Raw genomic sequence first — 15,389 nt, forward strand, 5'->3', positions numbered from 1 at the left:
GCGTCCGGGCAGCACCTACTCACTCCCGCTCAGTCTCCAGGAACGGTAGGTGATCACCAGCATGGTGACGCCGTCCGGGGCGGTCCAGGGGCCGTGCGGCATGCCGGGCGGGCGGCAGGCGTACATGCCGGCGGTGAAGGTCCGCTCCAGCGTCAGGTCGTACAGGGCTCCCTCGACGAGGTAGACCTCCTCCCAGAAGTCGTGGCGGGTCACCCCGTCCGCCGAGGTGTCCGTGCCCGGGGCCCAGCGGACCAGCGCGGTACGGGACCCGCGCTCGGGGTCCTCGGCCAGGACACGCTCCTCGACCCCCGGGGCGGCGCCGGCCGGGGCCCGCCACGGTCCGTCGGGGACATGGAACTCCAGCTCGGGCTTGCTCACCGCGCCGCCTCCGGTCTCGATCACGGGACATCGACGCTGGGCATACTTCTTGCCTCCGGACCGCGTGCGCAACCTCCGTGCGGGACCGGTCCGCCGACGGCGCCGTGCCGGTTCACGGCCCGGTGCCGAGCCACTGCTCGGTCCAGATGACCTTTCCGTCGGGCGTGTAGCGCGTCCCCCAGCGGTCGGCGAACTGGGCCACCAGGAAGAGCCCGCGACCGCCCTCGTCCAGGGTGGCGGCCCGGCGCAGGTGCGGGGAGACACTGCTGCCGTCGGAGACCTCGCAGATGAGGCAGCGGTCGTGGATCAGGCGTACCCCGACGGGGCCCGTCGCGTGCCGGATGGCGTTGGTGACCAGCTCGCTCAGGATCAGCTCCAGGGTGAACGCCTCCTCCTTCAGGCCCCAGTCCCGCAACAGCTCGGTGGCCGCGGCCCGGACCCCGGCGACCGCCGCGGGATCGGACGGCACGGTCCAGAACGCGGTGTGCTCGTCGTCCAGCGCCCGGGTGCGGGCGACGATCAGGGCCACGTCGTCCCGGGACGCCCCGGGCAGCATGGCGTCCATGGCCGCCTGGCACATCTGGTCCGGCGTGCGCCCCGCCACCGCCAGGGCCCGGCGCAGGCGCTCGATGCCCTCGTCGATGTCCTCGCGCCGGTCCTCGATCAGGCCGTCGGTGTAGAGCACGATGCCGCTGCCCTCGGGCAGCAGCACCTCGCCCGCCTCGTAGGGCAGGCCGCCCAGCCCCAGCGGCGGCCCCGCCGGTACGCCGGGCAGGCGGGCGTCGCCGTCCGGGAGCACGATGACGGGTTCCAGGTGGCCCGCCCTGGCCATGGTGCACACTCGGGAGACCGGGTCGTAGATCGCGTACAGGCAGGTGGCGCCCGTGAGGGTGCTGGTGCCGTGCTCGCCGTCCCGGTCCTGGTCGATGCGGGTGACCAACTCGTCGAGATGCCAGAGGAGTTCGTCGGGCGGCAGGTCGAGCGTCGAGAAGTTGAGCACGGCGGTGCGCAGTTGGCCCATGGTGGCGGCCGCGTGCAGTCCGTGCCCCACGACGTCGCCCACCACGACGGCGACGCGCGCCCCGGGCAGCGGTATCACGTCGAACCAGTCGCCTCCCACGCCGCCGAGCCCCGCCCCCGCCGGCAGGTAGCGGTACGCCACGTCGACCGCGTTCTGCTCCGGCAGGGCGTGCGGCAGGAGGCTGCGCTGCAGCGTGACCGCCATCGTGCGCTCCCGGGTGAAGCGGCGCGCGTTGTCGATGCTGGTGGCCGCGCGGGCCACCAGCTCCTCGGCGAGCGAGAGGTCCTCCCTGGTGAAGGGGGTCGGCTCCTTGGAACGCCAGAAGGTCGCCACGCCGAGGATCACGCCGCGGGCCCGTAGCGGAGCGGAAATCATGGAGTGGATGCCGTAGGCCACCAGTTGGCGTGCCCGGTCGGGGTCCTGGGCCTGCCAGCCGGAGAAGGCCGCCATGTCGGACTCCAGCACCATCCGCCCGGAACCGAAGCCCTCGCCCTGCGGAGAGAAGGGGGCGAAGTGGATGAGCGCGCCGGGCGGGCAGAGCGGCACCCCCTGCCGGATGCCGTGCAGGGCGACCCGGCGCAGCTCGGCCAGGCCCGCCTCGTCGGGTTCCTCGCCGCCCAGCACGGTGTCGGCCAGGTCGACGGTGACGTAGTCGGCGAACCCCGGCACGGCGAACTCCGCCAGCTCCTCGGCGGTGCGTGTCACGTCGAGGGTGGTGCCGATGCGCAGTCCGGCGTCGTACAGCAGCGTGAGCCGTTCCTGGACCAGCTCGATCCGGCCGGTCAGCGCGATGAGTTCGGTGGTGTCCCGCAGGGTGGCGACCGTGCCGCCCGGTCCGGACGGCACGTCCATGGGGCGCTGGCTGACGGCCAGCAGCCGGTCACCGACCTCGATCACCTCGTCCGTGGCCGCCCTGCCTGACGCGAGGAGCTCTTCGGCCCTGGGGGCGATCCCCAGCTCGGTGACGGGCCGGCCGTCCCCGTCGCCCGCGAGGCCCAGCAGGCGCCGCGCCTCGTCGTTGGCCAGCAGCAGCCGGCCCCGCGGGTCGACGATCAGGACGCCTTCGCGCACCGAGTGGAGGACGGCGTCGTGGTGCTCGTACATACGCGTGATCTGCACCGGCCCCAGACCGCGCGTCTGGCGGCGCAGGCGCCTGCCGACGAGTGCCGTGCCGCCGGTGGCGGCCGCGAGTGCCAGCCCCGTGCCCCCCAGGACGAGCGGCACCTGCCGGGCGGCCGCCAGGCTCACCCGGTGGACGGTGATGCCCGCGGAGACCAGTCCGACGACCTTGCCCGCGGTGGTCGTCACGGGCACGACGGTCCGGACGGAGGGGCCGAGCGTCCCGGTCGTCGTCTCGGTGACGGTGCCGCCGCGCTGTGCCGCCCCGATGCTGCCGATGTAGCGGTTGCCGATCTCGGCGGGGTTCGGATGGGTGTACCGGATGCCCTCGGGGCTCATCACGACGACGAAGTCCACATGCGCCCGCCGGCGGGTCTCCTCGGCCAACTGCTGGAGCACGGCGGCCGGATGGGCGCCGGTCAGTGCCTGCCGCACGGTGGGGTCCGCGGCGACGGAGGCGGCCACGGCCTGGGTGCGGTTGCGGGCCTCCCGCTCGGCGTCGGTCCGCGACTGCAGCAGGAGGGCGGCGACGGCCGTCGCCACGAGAACCAGGACGACCGCGACCTGCAGGAGGAACATCTGACCGGCAACGCTGCGTATCCCGTACCGGGACCGCACCTGCCGGAGCATATGGTGCATACGGCTCATATAACACCAAACTCATGCGGCTCCATCACCCCTGAGCCGCATCCGCCCCCACCGCCGACGCGCTCCGCGCCCGGGCGCGCACGACACGTGAGCGCCCGGCGTCGCGGCCGTCAGCCGCCCTCCCGCGGGATCCACTCGCTGCCGCCCAGCGGGTAGTCGTAGCCCGGGCGCCCGGCGTCGGCGCTGGTACGGAAGGAGGTGCCGGCGTTGTCGACGCGGACCGTGCCGTGGCGGCTGCCGCTGGACCAGTCCAGGGTGAGGTCCCAGCGGACGTCGTGGGCCTTGGTCCGGGCGAAGACGTAGAAGACCTCCGGGTCGGACTCGCTGACCTTGTACGGGAAGTCGCGCTGGCCGTTCCTGGCGGTGACCGTGGGGCTGCCGTTGTCGAGGTCGATGTCGAACGACTTGGTCCCGACGCCACCGCCGCAGCCGACGCCCATCGAGTAGTCGTTCCAGGCGAGCGGTGCGCCCTTGCTGAGCACGCGCACGTGCAGCGCCTCCAGGACGACGGTCTCCGAGCCGGTGCCCTGGACGGTGAGGGCGACCTCCTGTTCGCCCGAGGACACCGCCCCGTACGCCGCGGCCCAGCGCGGGGCGTCCTGCTCGCTCGCCGGCGGGCCGACCTGCGCGGGTTCGCTGTCGACGAGGAAGTGCTGGCTGCACGGGTCGTCGTAGACATAGGGACGCGTGTTGACGGTGAGCGGGACCGCGGTGCCGGTGGTGCCGCCGTCGGTGCCCTGGGCCCCGCCGCCCTGCTTGCCGTCGTCGGCCGAACCACGGGACCCGGTCCCCGCGGACCCGGTGGGGGTGGCGGAGGACGATGCGGAGGGCTTGCGTCCGCTCGCGCTCGGGGACGGGGAGCGGGACGGCGTCCTCCCGGCGTCCGGCGCGCCGGTGACCGCGGCGGCGTCACCGGCCGCCTGCCCGTCGTCCGCGCCGCCCTTCCCGCCGCCCGGCGACGGACTCAGGGCGAACACGACGGCCCCCAGCACGGCGGCCACCGCGACGGAGGCGATCAGGGCGGTACGACGCCGGCGCGGCGCCACGGGCTCCCGCGGCAGGTCGACCACGACCGGCTCACCGTCGTCGGCGCCGTGAGACGCGCCGGAGTCAGCTCCGTGCGACGCGCCGGGGCCGGCGACGACCGGCTGCTCACCGCCGTCGTCGGCGCCGTGCGGCGCCCCGGTGCCTGCCTGCTGCGGCGCGGCCGTCGCCGTGGCCTGGTCCGCCCTGCTCCCCCGTGCCGCGTCCGCCAGGATCCAGCGCCGGTGCAGTTCCACCAGCTCCTGGGGGGTCGCCCGGCAGACCCGTGCGAGGCGCTCCACCGGCGCGTACTCGACGGGCACCGCCGTGCCGTTGCAGTACCGGTGCAGCGTCGACGTGCTCATGTGCAGCCGCTTGGCCAGCACGCCGTAGCTGAGTCCCGAGCGGTCCTTGAGCTCCCGCAGCAGCAGCGCGAACGCCTCCGTCGCGTCGGCCCCTGTTGCCCCTGACACCCGTTTCCCCATCCCCTCGCGTTCCAGTCCCGCGTTCCAGGGCGACGGTGTTCGCCCTGGTCGGAGCCCGTTTCCGCGTTCCAGTGTCCCCAACTGCCCGCCGTGCCTGGCGGTTGGGACAGATCGCCTCGCAGGCTTCGGTCATCCAATCACCACCGCCACCCGAAAACCGAAGGGGCACGTCCACATGTCCAGCCTCCGCACCTCCCGCACCCGTCTCGTCGGCGCCGCCACCACCGTCGTACTCGCCGCGCTGTCCCTGACGGCGTGCAGCGACGGCACGGGCGTGCACGCCGAGAGCGTCGCGGCCACCACCCCGACCGCGCACGCCTCATCCCCCGCCCCGGCCGCCGGCTCCGCTTCCGCGACCGCCGCCTCCGCCCCGACGGCCAGGGCCGCCACCGGCACGCCGAAGTCCGCCGCGGACGCCGCCGCCTCGAAGGCCCCCGCCGCGGCCGGCAAGCCGGTCACCTGCGAGGGGTCCAACACCAGGACGGTCGCGGCCCCGCTGAACCGCCCGGTGAACCACATGCTGCTCACGGTGACCAACACCGGCAGCAGGACCTGCTACCTCTACTCCTACCCGGCCGTCCGCTTCGGCGAGGCCCAGTCCGTCCCCCCGGTGATCGAGGAGTCGCAGCCGCAGGCGGTCGTCACGCTCCAGCCCGGCGAGTCCGGCTATGCCTCGGTGAACCTGTCCGCCACCGACGGCAGCGGCACCGACGGCCACACCGTGAACTCCCTGGACGTCTACTTCCACGGCCGCTCCGGCAACGAGAGCGTCGGCACGGGCGCCCACCCGCCGCTGCCCGCGAAGGGCGTCTACGTCGACGACTCGCTCAAGGTCACGTACTGGCAGCAGTCGATGGACGACGCCGTCAACTGGTGACGCCCCAGCCCCCGTTCGCAGCACCGGCCCTCGGACCACCCACGGCGGAAAGGTCACCCCACCATGCGCAGCACCCGCAGAATCGCCCGCTTCGTGACGGCCTACCTCGGCGCCGCCTTCCAGGTCCTCGTCCTGGGCGGCACCGGCCACCTGCCGGAGGCCGCGGCAGTCCGCCGCCGCGGGTAGGCCGGAGACGCGGCCCCTCCCGACGGAGGGTCACCGCAGCGCGTCAGGGCGTGATGTGTGCCTAAGGTGGGCGGGTGACGGGCGTTTCCCCGGCCGCGCGGGCGGGCCGCAGGCTCCGGGCGCAGGGGCCGACGGCGGCCCGGATCCTGGTGATCGCGGTGCTCTGCTGGCAGACCGCGCTGTGGGCCGGTGCCGACCAGCCACCGGTGTTCGCCGCCATCGTTCCGCTGCTGTGCCTGCGCGGTGATTCCGCCTCCTCCCTGGCGGCGCTGCTGCTGAGGATCCTGGGCGTGCTGGCGGGCGTGGCCCTGGGCGTCACCGTGGTCAGCCTCTTCCGGCCGAGCACGCTCGTCCTCGCCGTCGTGATCGGGCTGGCCCTGCTGTGCGGGACCGTCATCAGTTCCGGGACGACCCTGAACGTCCAGGTCGCGGTGACCTCGCTGCTGGTCTTCGCCAACCCCTCGCCGGAGTCGTACGGCTTCGCCCGGCTGTGGGAGAACGCGCTGGGAGGTGCCGTCACCGCCGTCCTCGCTCCGGTGCTCTGGCCGCGGAACCCCCGCAGCGAGATGGCGGCGCTGGCCCGGGAGTGCGCGGACGGTCTCAGGGAGGGCCTGGTGCGCACCACGCGCGCGCTCGGGTCCCCGGACGCGGCGCGCGCGAACCGGATGTCCGCGCAGGCGACGGCGGACCGGCTGCGCGGCTACGGGGCACAGGCCCGGGAGGCGGAGAAGGCCCTGCGGTTCAATCCGCTGCGGCGCCGCCACCGCGACGAGGTGGCCGAACTGGGCGACCGGATCGACCTCGCCGTCCGTGCGGTGCCCCAGCTCCTCTCCCTGGCCGCCGAGGCCGAGTTCTTCAGCGTGCGCGACGGCCCCGCCCCGGCGCTCTCCCGGGCCCGGACCTTCCTCCTCCCGGTCGCCGAGGCCACCGGACGCGCCCTGGAGGCGGTCCTCGCGGGGCGGGATCCGCGCGCCGACACGGACGCCGCCCGCGCCGGACTGGCCCGGTACGCCGAGAACGACAGGGAGCCGCCGGCCGTGGTGCTCCGCAGGCCGTTCACCAGGATCCTCGGCCTCTGCGACGGCTCCCGGAGCTGACCTTCACGACGTGCGGCCCGGGCGCGCGGCAGGCTCCCGAGGACAGATCGGGCCGGGGGCGTGAGGATGGAGAGGATGGGGAGCGCCGAGCACGTCGGAGGCAACCATGGGCGCAGTTCTCGGTGACGTACTGGGTTTCGCCGCCGCTGTCGCGGTCAGCCCCCTCCCGATCATCGCCGTCATCCTGATCCTCGCCACGCCCCGGGGGCGTCTCAACGGCGTCCTCTTCACCGTCGGCTGGATCCTGGGACTCGCGGTACTGGGCGCCGTGATGCTGGCCATCGCCTCCCCCGCGCACGCCTCCGCCCACAAACACCCGGCCACCTGGGTCGGAGCCCTCAAACTCGCCCTCGGCCTGTTCCTCGTCCTCTTCGGCGCCCGGATGTGGCACCGACGGCCGCGGGACCCCTCACAGGCCCGGCTCCCCAAATGGATGAGCGCGATCGACAGCCTCACCCCCCTCAAGATCTTCGCCCTGGGAGTGGGCCTGGCCGCGCTCAACGCCAAGAACGCCCCGCTGACCATCGCCGCGGGGGCCGCGATCGGCTCCGCCGGCCTGCCGGTGGGGCAGCAGATCGGGGCCCTGGCGATCTTCGTCGTGATCGCCACCCTCGGTCTGCTGGCCCCGCTGTGCGTCTTCCTGGTCGGCGGAGAGCGAGCCAGGACCACCCTCGGCAACTGGAAGGAGTGGGCGGCTCAGCACAACGTCGCCGTGATGGCCGTCCTGTTCTTCGTCCTCGGACTGAAACTCCTCGGCGACGGCATCTCCGTCCTCACCTCCTGACAGCGAGGTGGCGGAACGCTGTCACGTTCACCAATAGTGACGTCGACCGGCGACCGCGTGACCCATCGATCCCATGATCCAGAAGACGGCGCCGACGACAGCCAGAATGATGCCCAGCGTCCACAGGATGGATATGCCCGTGAGGAATCCGACGATGAGCAGGATGATGCCCAGAGCGATCATGACCCGTACCTCCTAGCGCGTTCCACGGCCTCTGTCGGTTTGCCGGGTTCCCCGAAGCGGGGAGGTCATACCGGAGCCGTTCGACCAGGTGACGGGGAAATCGAAATAGGTGTCCGGATACGGCTCGCCCTTCAGCGTGTAGTGCCACCACTCGCACTCGTACGCGCCGAAACCGGAGGCCGCCATGACGTCGCGCAGATGCTGCCGGTTCGCCGCCTCCGCCGGCGTGATCCCCTGCGCTCCGTGATGTGAGACGGCGTCCATCAGGTCGTGGTCGCCGCCCATGGGAGCGAGTTCACCGGTGGCCAGGTGGTACAGCGTGAGGTCGACGGTGCTTCCCCGGCTGTGGCCCGACCTGGCCGCGACGTATCCCATGTCGAACATCTGGGCCCGGTCGATGTTCGGATAGTGCCGCGGCTTGGTCCGGCCGTCCTCGGGCTGCTGTGCCCAGCGCAGGAAGCAGTCCACGGCGCGCTGCGGGCGGTAACCGTCCCAGAGCAGGAGCCCGAATCCGAGGGACGCGGCTTTCCCGCGCGCCTTTTCCAGGGCCGCGCACAGAGCCGTCGTACCGACGATGCGATTGGCCAGGTAGCCGTCCACCGGTCTGCCGGTGAAGTTGTCCCAGGTGGCGTACTTGGCATCCCAGCGTATTCCGGGGACCAGCTCGTCCACGAAGACGAAACCGTCCTTCACCGGCCGTTCCCCGTCAGTGCCAGCGCCACCGTCCGGTCGATCACGTCGGCGAGCGGCAGCCCCGCGGCCGCCATCATCCTCGGATAACGGCTGTACGAGGTCATGCCGGGCAGCGTGTTGACCTCGTTGAGGACCACTTTCCCGTCCTGAGTGAGGAACATGTCCACCCGCGCGAGCCCCCTGCACCCCAGGGCGTGGTACACGGCCTTCGCCGTCTCCTGGACGCGGGCCCGGGCCGCCGCCGGGATGTCGGCGGGGACGACCGCCGTCGAGTTCTCGGAGCCGCTCTCCGGCTCGGTCTCCTGGTGGATCCTGAAGAAACCGTGCGAGAGGGCGATACGGTCCACCTCGCCCGTGACCAGATCCCGGCCGTTCCCCAGGACGGCGCAGCCGATCTCGCTGCCGGCGACGGCGTCTTCGACCAGCACCTTGGAGTCGTACCGGCGTGCGGTCGCCACCGCATCCGGCAGGTCCTCCGCCCGGGACACCTTGCTGACGCCGAAGGACGACCCGGAGCGGGCCGGCTTCACGAAGACGGGATAGGTGAGCCGGCCGGGATCGACGTCGTCGTCCGCCGTCACGGTCCGGAACTCCGGCGTGGCGATTCCCGCGCTCCGGGCGACGAGGTAGGCGAGGGACTTGTCCATGCACAGCGCGGAGCTCTGGACGTCGCAGCCCACGTAGGGGATGCCGGAGAGCTCCAGCAGGCCCTGGATCGCACCGTCCTCACCGAGTCTGCCGTGCAGCACGGGCAGCACGACGTCCAGGCGGACCGTCCCGTACCGCCCCTGCTCGAGAACGAGCAGTCCGCGGACGTCGCGGTCGGGAGAGAGCACCACCGGGCGGCCGCCGCCGTTCTCCCAGTCCGCTCCGGGGCCGTCGCAGAGCTTCCATGCCCCGTCCTTCGTGATCCCGACGTAGAACGGTTCGTACTTCTCGGTGTCGAGGTTCCGCGCGACCTCCCGCGCGGACTTGACGGAGACGGGGTGTTCCTCGGAGCGGCCCCCGAATATGACGCCGACCTTCAGCTTAGCCATGCTCATTCCGTTCGTTCCTGCTCTCGAATTCCAGACACTTGGCGAGGGAGTTCTCGACCGTGTCGCTCAGGGCGTGGTCCGTGTAATAGGCGGTGTGCGGAGTGATGAGCACGTTCGGCATTTCCTGCAGCCGCACCAGCGGTTTGCTCTCGACGGGCCTGTTTCTGCGGTCGGCGTAGAAGATGCCTTCCTCCCCTTCGACGACATCCAGTGCCGCACCCCCCAGCCGGCCGCTGTCCAGTGCCGCGACCAGGGCCTCGGTGTCCACCAGCGGACCGCGTCCGGTGTTGACGACGAACGCGCCGGGTTTCATCCGCTCGATACGCCGACGGTCGAGGAGTCGGTGGGTGTCCGCGGTGAGCGGTGCGTGGAGCGTCACGACGTCGCTCAGCCGCAGCAGCTCGTCGAGCGGAACGTAGTCGGCAGCGATCTTGGGGCGTCTGTCGTGGGCCAGCACCCGACAGCCGAAACCCCGCAGTCTGGCCACGACGGCGGTGCCGATGCGTCCCGTTCCGACCACCCCGACGGTCAGGTCACGCAGTTCCCTTCCGCGCACGTCGTGCAGCCGGTAGTCGTGCAGGTCCGCGCGGCGGAGCGTGGATTTCGCGTTCCGCAGCACCATCAGCATCAACATCAACGTGTAGTCGGCCACGCTGTCGGGCGAATAGGAGACGTTCTCGACGGTGATGCCGAGACCCGTCGCGCAGTCCACGTCGATGTGGTTGCAGCCGATGCTCCGCGTGGAGATGTACGTGACGCCGGCCCGGCCGAGTGCGCGGAGGGTGGAGCCGGTGATCCCGGTCTTGTGACCCACGCTGATGCACCGGTTCCCGGCAGCCAGCCGGGCATTGGCCTCGGACACCGCCGCCTCCGTGACGGTCGCCACCACGCCGAAGCGGGGAGCCAGCTCCCGGAAGAGGACGGCCTCGTCCTGCCCGCATCCGTAGACGGTGATCCCCGTGCCACGCCCCGTCATCGCCCGCGCCGCTTCATGTAGAGGTCGAAGGCCCGGTAGACCATCGGCCGCAGCGGCAGGTCCCATTCGCCGACGTACCGCACCGCCCGGCCGCCGGTACCGGCCTTGAACCGGACCAGCCCGGCGTGCGGGTCGCCGGCGTCCAGGGTGGGGGTGATGCCGCGCAGGTCGTAGACGTCGCAGCCGGCCGCCAGCGAGTCGCGGATCATCGCCCACTGGCAGGCGTTGGAGCCGCGCACCTCGCGCTTCTCGGTGGCGGAGGCGCCGTAGGAGTAGCAGGCGTGGGCGCCGACGCGGACCAGGACGGCGGCGGCGACCAGGTCGCCCCGGTGACGGGCCAGGTAGAGCCGGATCCGCCCGGGATCCTCGGCGGCCAGCGCCGCGAACATGGTCTCGAAGTAGTGCAGCGGCCGGGGCGTGAAACGGTCGCGCCCGGCGGTGTGGACGTAGAGGCCGTGGAACGCCTTCAGGTCCGTGCCGACCGTGACCTGCACGCCCTCCCTGGCCGCCTTCCTGATGTTGCGGCGCCAGAGCTGGTTCATGCCCTTGAACAGGTCGTCCTCGGTCCGGCCGGTCAGCGGGAGCTCGTACTTGAACTGCGGATGCCCGACCCCGAAGCCGTCCTCGGGGCTCTGCGGCAGCCAGCCGGCGTCCCTGAGCCCGCCGGTCACCTGGGCGCCGACCGGGTCGGCGGGCCCGCCGGACAGGTCGGTGAGCCGCCCGGTGCCCGGGTCGGCGATGCCCTCCTTGACCTGTTCGGCGCTCCAGGTGTGCGTGCGCACCGGCGGCCCGAGCCGGATCGCGAACGCGCCGTGGGCCCTGAGCCGGGCCGCCAGCGGGTCGAGCCACGCGCCGAGCTCGCCGGTCCAGTCGATGACCGGGCCCTCGGGCAGGTAGGCCAGCGTGCAGCGCTCCAGCCGCGGCACCGGGCGGTGCAGGACGAGCCCGGCACCGACCAGCCGCCGGCCGTCGTACCAGCCGAGGGACTCGCTGCGCCACTCGGTCTTGACCCGGCCCCACGCCGGGGTCTGCAGGAAGCTGACCGACCGCTGTGCCCGCACGAACGCCAGGTGCTCGGCGGCGCTGATCGGCCGGACGCTCAGCGCCCGGTCCGCGGCCCCTCGGTGGTGCGCGGTCCGGCCCACCGGTCCCCCGGCCGCACCGCCCGCTGTTCGTGCTGGTTCGCTGTAGGACATGCCTCCAGCCAAGGCGGTGCGGTGTTGCCCGCGCGTATGCGGATTTCGATACGCCGGCCATAGGTGCCGGCTCGTAGCCTCGATGACATGCGTGTGCTGATCGTCGAGGACGAGCCCTATCTGGCGGAGGCCATCCGCGACGGCCTGCGCCTGGAGGCGATCGCCGCCGACATCGCGGGGGACGGCGGTACGGCCCTGGAGCTGCTGGGCGTCAACAGCTACGACATCGCCGTCCTCGACCGCGACATCCCCGGACCGTCGGGGGACGAGATCGCCCGGCGCATCGTCGCCTCCGGCAGCGGTATGCCGATCCTCATGCTCACCGCGGCCGACCGCCTCGACGACAAGGCGTCCGGCTTCGAGCTCGGCGCCGACGACTACCTCACGAAACCCTTCGAGCTCCAGGAACTCACGCTCCGGCTCCGGGCACTCGACCGCAGACGCGCCCACAGCAGGCCCCCCGTACGGGAGATCGCGGGGCTGCGGCTGGACCCGTTCCGCAGGGAGGTCCACCGGGACGGGCAGTATGTCGCGCTGACCAGGAAGCAGTTCGCCGTGCTGGAGGTACTCGTCGGCGCCGAAGGCGGTGTCGTCAGCGCCGAGGAACTCCTGGAACGCGCGTGGGACGCGAACGCCGACCCGTTCACCAACGCCGTGCGCATCACCGTCTCGGCGCTGCGCAAGCGGCTCGGCGAGCCCTGGATCATCGCCACGGTCCCCGGCGCCGGGTACCGCATCGACACGCAACCGGGCACCGGGCCCGGGGGAAAGTGACGGAAGCCGGTCGCAGCGGCGGGAGCGTCTGGTTCACCATGGGGTGTGCGATTCGATTCCGTTCCCATGCCGGCGACCGTCGAGGCCAGGCCTCGGGACAGCCGTGGCTATCCGGTGCCCGCCATCACGCCGTGGGAGGGCGACGAGCCGCAGTTCGCGCTCACCGACTACGGGCGCAGCGCCGAGTGCGCGCGACAGCGGCTGTGTTCGGTCTGCAACACGCTGATGCCCAGGGGCCCGGTGTGGCGGGTGGTCGGGGCCGCGGAGAGCGCCGCCATCCGCGAGGCGCTCGCCGCCGGGCGTCCGTACCGCAACATTGCGGCGACCCTGGAGGGTCCGGGGCACCGCGCGTGCATGCTCTACGCCTCGATGGTCTGCCCGTACCTGGCGCGCCCCAACGCGCGGCGGGGGCTGACGGCACAGAGCCCGGACGACATGACCGCGCATGTCGTCCGGGGCGCCGTCCGTGGGGAGATGGGTGCCGTGGTGGGGTACGGCGACTACGAGTTCGCCGTCACCGGCACCAAGGTCCTGTTTCGCTTCCTCGACGTGGTCGAGTACCTGCCGCACGACACGGCCGACCAGCACCTGCCGGAGCTGGAGGCCGAACTCGCCCGTTCCGGCGGCAGGTTGGGCGGCGGTCAGCCGCGGTAGGCGGACAGGCCGGTGTGCGTGGAGACCTTGACGGGCTTGCCGAAGCCGTGGGCGGTCTTGGTGAGGGTGTACGTCCCGGTCGGGGCGCGGAAGGCGATGGTCTTGCCGTTCGGCGACCAGGTGGGCTCGGTGTAGTCGGTGGTGGCGTTGGGGGTGACGTCCTTGACGACGTTGGTGGGGCCGCCGAAGTCCTCGACGAAGAGATGGTCGTGCCCGTGGACGGAGCGGACGAAGACGACTTCCTCGTCGTCGGGGGAGAGGGCGGGCTCGGAACCCTTGGTCAGCGCGCCGCCCTGCTGCCGCAGGTAGTCGTCGCGGATGTAGACCTCGCCGGTGCGGGTGTTCTCGTAGACGGCCGAGCCGTAGTCCCCGCCGACGTTGGGCCAGGTGTTGTCGGTCTGGGGGACGGCGCCGTCGCCCGGGTCGCCGTTGAGGCTGATCTTCGCCGGCTTGCCGTGGTTGCTGGTGGCCTTGACGCCCTCCAGGACGGTGTGGCCGTGGATCTTGGCCGAGAAGATGAGGTTGTTCTTCGCGGGGATGTGGTTCGCCCGGTCGGCGGCGGTCACCTGCCAGGTGGGGTGGGACCAGGTCTGCCCGCCCGGGTTGACGGCGACGGTGACGCGGTGGCTGCCGTCGGGGTCGGAGACGACGAGGTTTCCGTGCCCGTCGACGAAGGCGGCCTTGCTGCCGCTGGGGTTCCAGGCCAGGTCGCGGACGATGGTGCCGAAGTCGATCGACTTGCCGCCGACCACGACGTACCGGGTGCCGTTGCTGATGCTGAGCCCCCGGGGCACGGTGACCGAGGCGGCACTGCCGGAGGACGGAACGGCCGTCGCGGTGGCGGCCGCGGCGCACAGGGTGAGCAGTGCGGCGGCACTGGCGGTGGTGACGGCGGCGGTGCTCCGACGGTGACGAGCGGACATCGAGGTTCCCCCAGGCATGTGAACGACGCTGCGATGAGAGAAGTCTTCCGCCGGGGGGTGACGGAGCTGTGCGCCCGCCGTCACAGCTGTGCAATAGCCCGCGCTAACCGCCGTTCTGTCCGACCTGCAGATGGATCGGCCCGCGCAGCACGGGGCTGCGCCGGTACGGGGGCGGGTCGGCGAGCAGGGTGGGGCCGTCGAGGCGGCGTACCAGCTCGGTGAGCGCGATCTGGGCCTCGCGGCGGGCCAGCGGGCCGCCGAAGCAGAGGTGGATGCCGCTGCCGAAGCCGAGGTGCTGGTTGTCGCTCCGGTCCGGGTCGAAGCGGTCGGGATCGTGGAAGCGGTCCGGATCGCGGCTGCCCGAGGCCAGCATCAGCATGATCTGCGAGCCCTGCGGGATGACGGTGTCTCCGACGGTGATCTCGCTGTACGCCGCCCGCCAGGGAATGATGTGCACGGGCGGCTCGTAGCGCAGCAGTTCCTCGACCAGGGGTACGGCCAGATCCGGTTCGTCGCGCAGCCGTTGCAGCACCTGCGGGTGGCGCAGCAGCGTCAGCATGCCGTTGGTGATGAGGTTGACGGTGGTCTCGTGGCCGGCGATCAGCAGCAGGTTGGCGGTACTGATGATCTCCTCGTCGGTCATCTGCCCGTCCGGCCCGTCGTCGTTGGCCAGCCGTGACAACAGGTCCTCGCCCGGGTGGCCGTGGCGCTGTTCCACCAGCCCGCCGAGGTACCCGCGCAGGTCCTTGCGGGCCTGCACACCGTTGTCGAGTTTCTCCTTCGGGTCGGTCCTGGGGTCGTAGTCGATCGAGTTGATGATGTCGTTCACCCACAGGCGGAACCTCGGCTCGTCCTCGCGCGGCACGCCGAGCAGGTGACAGATCACCGTGACGGGGAACGGGTAGGCGAGGTCATCGACGATGTCGATCCGCTCCTTGCCCGCGAAGTCGTCGATCAGGCCGCTGACGGTGGCGGACAGGTCGGGTTCCAGGCCGGTCACCAGCCCCGGGGTGTGCGGGGGCCCGAAGTGGCGCATCGCCATGCGTCGCAGGCGGTCGTGTTCGGGCGGGTCCATGTTGATGAACGCCGGCGTGTCCCCTCCCGGGGCCGCGGGCATCGGATGCGACAGATTGCGCACGTCGGAGCTCAGGTGCGGATTGTGCAGGATGTCGGCGAGCTCGCGATACGTGCTGATGACGTAGCTGCCGTCCTCCTGCCGGGCCACCGGTGTCCTGCGCAGCTCCGCGTAGAGCGGGTACGGGTCGGCCCGGGAGGCGTAGTCGAGGATCCGGTGCAGCGTGTCGGGCATCTCGGTCGTGGTCATGGCGCTCCCTC

Annotated in this window: 16 protein-coding genes; 6 read left to right on the plus strand and 10 right to left on the minus strand. The window is 72.0% G+C overall.

Features of this window, described 5'->3' with window-relative positions; genetic code table 11:
- Positions 1-15: 15 nt before the first annotated feature.
- The 3 genes from ACFY6U_RS47495 to ACFY6U_RS47505 form a co-directional block, all read right to left on the minus strand.
- Positions 16-378, minus strand: a complete 363-nt coding sequence (locus ACFY6U_RS47495) for a cupin domain-containing protein (RefSeq protein WP_390048783.1) — start codon at positions 376-378, stop codon at positions 16-18.
- Between the two features lie 112 nt (positions 379-490).
- Entirely contained in the window at positions 491-3,157 is a 2,667-nt protein-coding gene (locus ACFY6U_RS47500) for a SpoIIE family protein phosphatase (RefSeq protein WP_390048708.1), read from the minus strand.
- Positions 3,158-3,276: 119 nt separating this feature from the next.
- Entirely contained in the window at positions 3,277-4,674 is a 1,398-nt protein-coding gene (locus ACFY6U_RS47505; protein WP_390048710.1) for a helix-turn-helix domain-containing protein, read from the minus strand.
- 175 nt (positions 4,675-4,849) lie between these two features.
- Between ACFY6U_RS47505 and ACFY6U_RS47510 the strand changes: the two genes are divergently transcribed.
- From ACFY6U_RS47510 to ACFY6U_RS47525, 4 genes are all read left to right on the plus strand, one after another.
- Entirely contained in the window at positions 4,850-5,551 is a 702-nt protein-coding gene (locus ACFY6U_RS47510) for a DUF4232 domain-containing protein (protein WP_390048712.1), read from the plus strand.
- A gap of 63 nt (positions 5,552-5,614) precedes the next feature.
- Complete coding sequence (locus tag ACFY6U_RS47515; RefSeq protein WP_351496371.1) at positions 5,615-5,737, plus strand: hypothetical protein; 123 nt, start codon at positions 5,615-5,617, stop codon at positions 5,735-5,737.
- Between the two features lie 74 nt (positions 5,738-5,811).
- On the plus strand, positions 5,812-6,834 hold the full coding sequence (locus tag ACFY6U_RS47520; protein ID WP_390048714.1) for an aromatic acid exporter family protein: 1,023 nt from the start codon (positions 5,812-5,814) through the stop codon (positions 6,832-6,834).
- A gap of 106 nt (positions 6,835-6,940) precedes the next feature.
- The gene (locus tag ACFY6U_RS47525; protein WP_390048716.1) at positions 6,941-7,618 is read left to right on the plus strand and encodes a GAP family protein; all 678 of its coding nucleotides are present in this window, start codon (positions 6,941-6,943) and stop codon (positions 7,616-7,618) included.
- A gap of 27 nt (positions 7,619-7,645) precedes the next feature.
- Here ACFY6U_RS47525 and ACFY6U_RS47530 read toward each other — a convergent pair whose 3' ends face one another.
- The 5 genes from ACFY6U_RS47530 to ACFY6U_RS47550 are packed head-to-tail and all read right to left on the minus strand — an operon-like array spanning position 7,646 to position 11,703.
- Entirely contained in the window at positions 7,646-7,801 is a 156-nt protein-coding gene (locus ACFY6U_RS47530; RefSeq protein WP_390048718.1) for a DUF6131 family protein, read from the minus strand.
- 12 nt (positions 7,802-7,813) lie between these two features.
- The gene (vanX, locus tag ACFY6U_RS47535) at positions 7,814-8,494 is read right to left on the minus strand and encodes a D-Ala-D-Ala dipeptidase VanX (RefSeq protein WP_390048720.1); all 681 of its coding nucleotides are present in this window, start codon (positions 8,492-8,494) and stop codon (positions 7,814-7,816) included.
- A complete protein-coding gene (vanA-Sc, locus tag ACFY6U_RS47540) occupies positions 8,491-9,531 on the minus strand; it encodes a D-alanine--(R)-lactate ligase VanA-Sc (protein ID WP_390048722.1) in 1,041 nt (346 codons plus the stop codon). The genes vanX and vanA-Sc overlap by 4 nt, the downstream gene beginning before the upstream one ends.
- Positions 9,524-10,507 carry a D-isomer specific 2-hydroxyacid dehydrogenase family protein gene (locus tag ACFY6U_RS47545; RefSeq protein ID WP_390048724.1) on the minus strand — a complete coding sequence of 328 codons (984 nt, stop codon included), beginning with the start codon at positions 10,505-10,507 and terminating at the stop codon, positions 9,524-9,526. Before ACFY6U_RS47545 ends, vanA-Sc begins: the two co-directional genes overlap by 8 nt.
- Positions 10,504-11,703 carry a lipid II:glycine glycyltransferase FemX gene (locus ACFY6U_RS47550; RefSeq protein ID WP_390048726.1) on the minus strand — a complete coding sequence of 400 codons (1,200 nt, stop codon included), beginning with the start codon at positions 11,701-11,703 and terminating at the stop codon, positions 10,504-10,506. Before ACFY6U_RS47550 ends, ACFY6U_RS47545 begins: the two co-directional genes overlap by 4 nt.
- 87 nt (positions 11,704-11,790) lie before the next feature.
- On the opposite strand from ACFY6U_RS47550, the gene ACFY6U_RS47555 reads away from it, so the two are divergent.
- A complete protein-coding gene (locus ACFY6U_RS47555; protein WP_390048728.1) occupies positions 11,791-12,477 on the plus strand; it encodes a response regulator transcription factor in 687 nt (228 codons plus the stop codon).
- Positions 12,478-12,543: 66 nt separating this feature from the next.
- Positions 12,544-13,131 (plus strand): hypothetical protein, encoded by a 588-nt coding sequence (locus ACFY6U_RS47560; RefSeq protein ID WP_390048730.1) that lies wholly within the window; start codon positions 12,544-12,546, stop codon positions 13,129-13,131.
- Here ACFY6U_RS47560 and ACFY6U_RS47565 read toward each other — a convergent pair.
- On the minus strand, positions 13,119-14,054 hold the full coding sequence (locus ACFY6U_RS47565; protein ID WP_390048732.1) for a TolB family protein: 936 nt from the start codon (positions 14,052-14,054) through the stop codon (positions 13,119-13,121). The two genes, ACFY6U_RS47560 and ACFY6U_RS47565, sit on opposite strands and share 13 nt — an antisense overlap.
- Before the next feature lie 103 nt (positions 14,055-14,157).
- Entirely contained in the window at positions 14,158-15,378 is a 1,221-nt protein-coding gene (locus ACFY6U_RS47570; protein WP_390048733.1) for a cytochrome P450, read from the minus strand.
- Positions 15,379-15,389: the final 11 nt, after the last annotated feature.

This window comes from Streptomyces sp. NPDC013157 (assembly GCF_042899865.1).
Taxonomy (GTDB): Bacteria; Actinomycetota; Actinomycetes; order Streptomycetales; family Streptomycetaceae; genus Streptomyces.

Coding starts and splice junctions, on each gene's coding strand:
- ACFY6U_RS47500 (WP_390048708.1), bottom strand. CDS start 3,157: ATGCACCATATGCTCCGGCAGGTGCGGTCCCGGTACGGGATACGCAGC.
- ACFY6U_RS47505 (WP_390048710.1), bottom strand. CDS start 4,674: ATGGGGAAACGGGTGTCAGGGGCAACAGGGGCCGACGCGACGGAGGCG.
- ACFY6U_RS47510 (WP_390048712.1), top strand. CDS start 4,850: ATGTCCAGCCTCCGCACCTCCCGCACCCGTCTCGTCGGCGCCGCCACC.
- ACFY6U_RS47515 (WP_351496371.1), top strand. CDS start 5,615: ATGCGCAGCACCCGCAGAATCGCCCGCTTCGTGACGGCCTACCTCGGC.
- ACFY6U_RS47525 (WP_390048716.1), top strand. CDS start 6,941: ATGGGCGCAGTTCTCGGTGACGTACTGGGTTTCGCCGCCGCTGTCGCG.
- ACFY6U_RS47530 (WP_390048718.1), bottom strand. CDS start 7,801: ATGATCGCTCTGGGCATCATCCTGCTCATCGTCGGATTCCTCACGGGC.
- vanA-Sc (WP_390048722.1), bottom strand. CDS start 9,531: ATGGCTAAGCTGAAGGTCGGCGTCATATTCGGGGGCCGCTCCGAGGAA.
- ACFY6U_RS47545 (WP_390048724.1), bottom strand. CDS start 10,507: ATGACGGGGCGTGGCACGGGGATCACCGTCTACGGATGCGGGCAGGAC.
- ACFY6U_RS47550 (WP_390048726.1), bottom strand. CDS start 11,703: ATGTCCTACAGCGAACCAGCACGAACAGCGGGCGGTGCGGCCGGGGGA.
- ACFY6U_RS47555 (WP_390048728.1), top strand. CDS start 11,791: ATGCGTGTGCTGATCGTCGAGGACGAGCCCTATCTGGCGGAGGCCATC.
- ACFY6U_RS47560 (WP_390048730.1), top strand. CDS start 12,544: ATGCCGGCGACCGTCGAGGCCAGGCCTCGGGACAGCCGTGGCTATCCG.
- ACFY6U_RS47565 (WP_390048732.1), bottom strand. CDS start 14,054: ATGTCCGCTCGTCACCGTCGGAGCACCGCCGCCGTCACCACCGCCAGT.
- ACFY6U_RS47570 (WP_390048733.1), bottom strand. CDS start 15,378: ATGACCACGACCGAGATGCCCGACACGCTGCACCGGATCCTCGACTAC.